This window comes from uncultured Clostridium sp., from assembly GCF_947036855.1.
Classification (GTDB): Bacteria; Bacillota; Clostridia; order Clostridiales; family Clostridiaceae; genus Sarcina.
On record NZ_CAMQRY010000169.1, the window covers coordinates 1 to 4,372 of the forward strand.

Annotated in this window: 5 protein-coding genes; 1 reads left to right on the top strand and 4 read right to left on the bottom strand. The window is 28.8% G+C overall.

Annotation, left to right across the window (positions count from 1 at the left end; translation table 11 throughout):
- The 3 genes from Q0V15_RS13005 to Q0V15_RS12075 all read right to left on the bottom strand — a co-directional run.
- A partial coding sequence (locus Q0V15_RS13005; protein ID WP_367173775.1) for a prepilin-type N-terminal cleavage/methylation domain-containing protein occupies positions 1 to 101 on the bottom strand: 101 nt, incomplete at its 3' end.
- 269 nt (positions 102 to 370) lie between these two features.
- A complete protein-coding gene (groL, locus tag Q0V15_RS12070; protein ID WP_297439356.1) occupies positions 371 to 1,987 on the bottom strand; it encodes a chaperonin GroEL in 1,617 nt (538 codons plus the stop codon).
- Between the two features lie 61 nt (positions 1,988 to 2,048).
- Positions 2,049 to 2,333 (bottom strand): co-chaperone GroES, encoded by a 285-nt coding sequence (locus Q0V15_RS12075; RefSeq protein WP_297439358.1) that lies wholly within the window; start codon positions 2,331 to 2,333, stop codon positions 2,049 to 2,051.
- Between the two features lie 126 nt (positions 2,334 to 2,459).
- Here Q0V15_RS12075 and Q0V15_RS12080 point away from each other — a divergent pair, with 126 nt between their 5' ends.
- Entirely contained in the window at positions 2,460 to 3,122 is a 663-nt protein-coding gene (locus Q0V15_RS12080) for a TIGR01906 family membrane protein (RefSeq protein ID WP_297439360.1), read from the top strand.
- A 17-nt stretch (positions 3,123 to 3,139) separates the two neighbouring features.
- On the opposite strand, the gene Q0V15_RS12085 is transcribed toward Q0V15_RS12080, so the two are convergent.
- Positions 3,140 to 3,886 (bottom strand): TVP38/TMEM64 family protein, encoded by a 747-nt coding sequence (locus Q0V15_RS12085; RefSeq protein ID WP_297439362.1) that lies wholly within the window; start codon positions 3,884 to 3,886, stop codon positions 3,140 to 3,142.
- Between the last annotated feature and the right edge of the window lie 486 nt (positions 3,887 to 4,372).

Consider the following 4,372-nt stretch of genomic DNA (forward strand, 5'->3'; position numbering starts at 1 on the left):
GCTGTTAGAAGTGAACTCATTAATGGTCCAATCATTATTGCCATTATTCCAAGTGCTATAACAACTTCTAAAAGTGTCATTCCTTTTTTTACTCTCCTCATAAAATCAATCCCCTTAAATTAATCAAATTTAGTTATATTCATTTCATTTCTTTTAAGTATAATTTTACCACATTTACTTATTAATGTATTTTAATTTATTGTTATATTTATTATTTAAAAGCAAAAAAAATAACACATAGAGTATAATCTCTACATGTTATCTTAAATATTATTTTATTTAACTTTTTGGGTTTAATCTTTAATCACTTATATAATTGTAATCAATTTCCAATTAAAATTAAATTTGATTTTTATCTTTAAATTTAATTTTAGTACATTCCATCCATACCTTGTTGTGGCATAGCTTGAACTGGTTCTGGAATATCAACTACTGCTGCTTCTGTTGTTAGGAATGTTGCTGCTACAGATGCTGCATTTTGTAGTGCTGATCTTGTTACTTTTGTTGGGTCTACTATTCCAGCACTCATCATATTTTTATATTCTCCTCTTAAAGCATCATATCCCATTCCTACTTCAAGATTTTTAACTTTTTCTACTATTACTGAACCTTCTTCTCCAGCATTAAATGCTATTTGTCTCATTGGTTCTTCTAAGGCTCTAATTATTATATTTATTCCTACTTGCTCATCAGAAATGTCAGAACTTAAATCTTTAACTTTGTTTATTACATTAATATAAGCAGTTCCACCACCAGCAACAATCCCCTCTTCTACAGCAGCTTTTGTTGCATTTAATGCATCTTCAATTCTAAGTTTCTTTTCTTTTAGCTCTGTTTCTGTTGCAGCTCCAACTTTTACTACTGCTACTCCACCAGCAAGTTTTGCTAGTCTTTCTTTAAGCTTTTCTTTATCAAACTCAGATGTTGAAACTTCTAGTTGTGATTTAATTTGAGAAATCCTATTTTTAATATCTTCTGAATTTCCTTTTCCATTAACTATTACAGTATTCTCTTTATTAACTTTTATGCTTTCTGCTTGACCAAGCATTGAAAGATTAGCTTCTTTTATATCCATTCCAAGTTCTTCTGATATAACAAGTCCACCTGTTAATATAGCAATATCTTTAAGCATTTCTTTTCTTCTATCTCCAAAACCTGGAGCTTTAACTGCTACACAGTTAAATGTACCACGAAGTTTATTTACAACTATTGTTGCTATAACTTCACTTTCTACATCATCTGCTACTATTAATAATTTTCTACCCGCCTTAACAATTTGCTCAAGTATTGGAAGTATCTCTTGGAATGTACTTATTTTCTTATCTGTTACTAAAACATAAGGAACATCTAAAAGTGCTTCCATTTTTTCTGCATCAGTAACCATATAAGGTGATAAGTATCCTCTATCAAATTGCATTCCCTCAACTACGTCAAGTTCTGTACCCATTGATTTTGACTCTTCAATAGTGATAACTCCCTCATGTCCTACTCTTTCCATAGCATCTGCTATAAGTAGTCCTATGTTTTCATCACCTGCTGAAATTGCTGCAACTCTTGCTATATCTTCTTTTCCATCTACTGGTTTAGATATTAAAGTAAGTTGTTCTACAACTTTTGAAACTGCAAGATTAATTCCTGTTCTAACTAAAATAGGATTTGCTCCTGCTGTAACATTTTTAAGTCCTTCTTTAATAATAGCCTGTGCAAGTAATGTAGCTGTTGTTGTACCATCTCCAGCAACATCATTAGTTCTTGTAGCAACTTCTTTAACAAGCTGTGCTCCCATATTTTCATATGCATCTTCAAGTTCTATCTCTCTAGCTATTGTAACCCCATCATTTGTGATAAGTGGACTACCATATTTCTTGCTTAAAATTACATTTCTCCCCTTAGGTCCAAGAGTTACCTTAACTGTATTAGCTAATTTATCAACTCCATTTTGCATTGCACGTCTTGCTTCTTCACCAAACATTACTGACTTTGCCATTTAAATTCCCTCCTAATTTATACTAAGTAGTTCTCTACTACTTATTTCCCTACTTCTAAACTTATTCTATAATAGCTAAAATATCATCTTCTTTTAAGATAATAACTTCTTCACCATCTATTTTAATGTCTGTTCCAACATACTGTGAGTATAAAACTTTATCGCCAACTTTGACTTCCATTTCCTGTCTTACTCCATCAACAATAAGTCCTGGTCCTACAGCTACAACATCTGCGTACTGTGGTTTCTCTTTTGCTGAACCTGCTAAAAGTATTCCGCTCTTAGTCTGTTCTTTTGCTTCTGCTCTCTTGATAACTACCCTATTTCCAAGTGGTTTAATATTCATCCTTATACCTCCAAAATAAATTCTCTAACTATAAAACATTATAATATATTTTTTCATAATATAATACTAAACTAGTTTAAATTTGGCAATAATCTAAATATATCAATTATAGAAAGGAAAATATATATGCTAAAAAATTTAAAATATTTAAGCTTTGCTATGCTAGGATTTATCTTTTTAATATCAATTAATATAATTGCTGTTTTTAATAGTAAATTTATTTTTGAGTACTTTGCTGTTAAAAACAATCTTTCAATTATGACTAATCTTCCTCATGAAGAAATTTTACTAGATTACAATAGAATTATAGATTATGTCATGAATCCACTAATACAAAATTTAAACTTCAAAAATTTCACTATAAGTCAAAATGGACAGATGCACTTTTTTGATGTGAAAGTTATCTTTACAATACTTTGCATTATATCACTTGCGACAATAATGTTTCTTTTAACATATATCATATATAAAAGATTTTTTTATGATAAAACAAAACTAATGAGTAGAATAAATGGAAATCTTGTAACTCTTAGAAATTACTTTAATGGTCTTATACTAGGCTTTTTAGTTTTTATAACAAGTTTTATAATTATAGATTTTACAAAGATATTTAACCTCATGCATAAGGCTTTATTTTCTAATGACTACTGGATTTTTAATGAGGTAAATGATTCTATTATCACCATACTTCCTGAAAGTTTCTTTATGCTTTGTGCAGTTTCAGTAATTATTCTGCTTATAGTTGAAACTATTATAATAAATGTTTCTGTTAAAAACAAAATTAACTAAAGAAGAGGATTAGCAAGCTAATCCTCTTCTTTCATTTTCTGTATAAGTTTTCTCCCTAAAAAGAATATCCCAGCAATTGCAACTATCACTCCAATAACAAGCATTGCATTAAACCCTAAACTTTCACTTAAAATCTTATCTTTTATAACCTCTAGTTTATCTCCAAAGAAACATGATACAAAAAGAGCTGGTGATCTTGCTATTGTTGAAACTATCAAGAACTCTTTAAGACTAATATCTGCTATTCCACTTATATATCCTAGTATATCTTTTGGTATCCCAGGTATCATATATAAGATAAATATAATTGTTTTAGGGTGTCTTTTCTTCTTTTTATTTGGATGTTTTTCTTCTCTATGATGTTTTGCATCTTCAAGTTTTCTTACTATCCATAAGCTATCCTTATGAACTATCTTCTCTAAAAGTGGTTTTCCAAACTTTCTTGATATAGAAAATGTAATTGCACTACCAATCACTACACCTATAATACATAGAAGAAAACTAAGATATGGTCCAAAAATATAACCACCTGCAAATTGAACAACTTCCCCTGGTATAAAGAATATTATAATCTGAAGTATTTGAAGTATAACAAATACTAATGTACTATAATGCCCATAACTTAAAACTAATTCTTTTATTTGATTAGGGTCGCTTAAAAAATGTATCCATTTATCTATATTCATAAAAATTGGTACAAGTATAGCTGTCAAAGCTATTATTATAATTGTCCACTTAATATATTTCTTTTTATTATCTCCCAAGTTACCCCTCCTATAATTCTTACCTTTATGTAATAGCTAGCTTCGTATTTCTAGCTTTTATAATTCTGCTTTATATTGTCTTTATATTTATTATACACTTATATTATTGCTAAATTTCACATTCTTAATACTTATCTGTATTAATATTATAAATTATTTTTCTTTCAAAAACACTATTTATATAATTACTCTTCTCTTACAATTATATAAATACTCTTAACAATTTATTATCTTGATTTATTCTAATAATTATTTTTATATAGAAAAATAGAGTGCTATACATATATTTGTATAACACCCTATATCTTATATCTATTTTAAGTTTTCAAGTCTTGTTTTTGTTTCAAGTCTATTAGCCCACATTTCCTCTTCAGTTACATATCCTCTAGCTTTTGCATCACTAGCCATATATGTTTCTTTTCCAAACATAAGGTCTAATATATGGATTGCATCTTTCCCTGCTGCCTGCATTGTTCCTCTGCATGA

Coding starts and splice junctions, on each gene's coding strand:
- groL (WP_297439356.1), bottom strand. CDS start 1,987: ATGGCAAAGTCAGTAATGTTTGGTGAAGAAGCAAGACGTGCAATGCAA.
- Q0V15_RS12075 (WP_297439358.1), bottom strand. CDS start 2,333: ATGAATATTAAACCACTTGGAAATAGGGTAGTTATCAAGAGAGCAGAA.
- Q0V15_RS12080 (WP_297439360.1), top strand. CDS start 2,460: ATGCTAAAAAATTTAAAATATTTAAGCTTTGCTATGCTAGGATTTATC.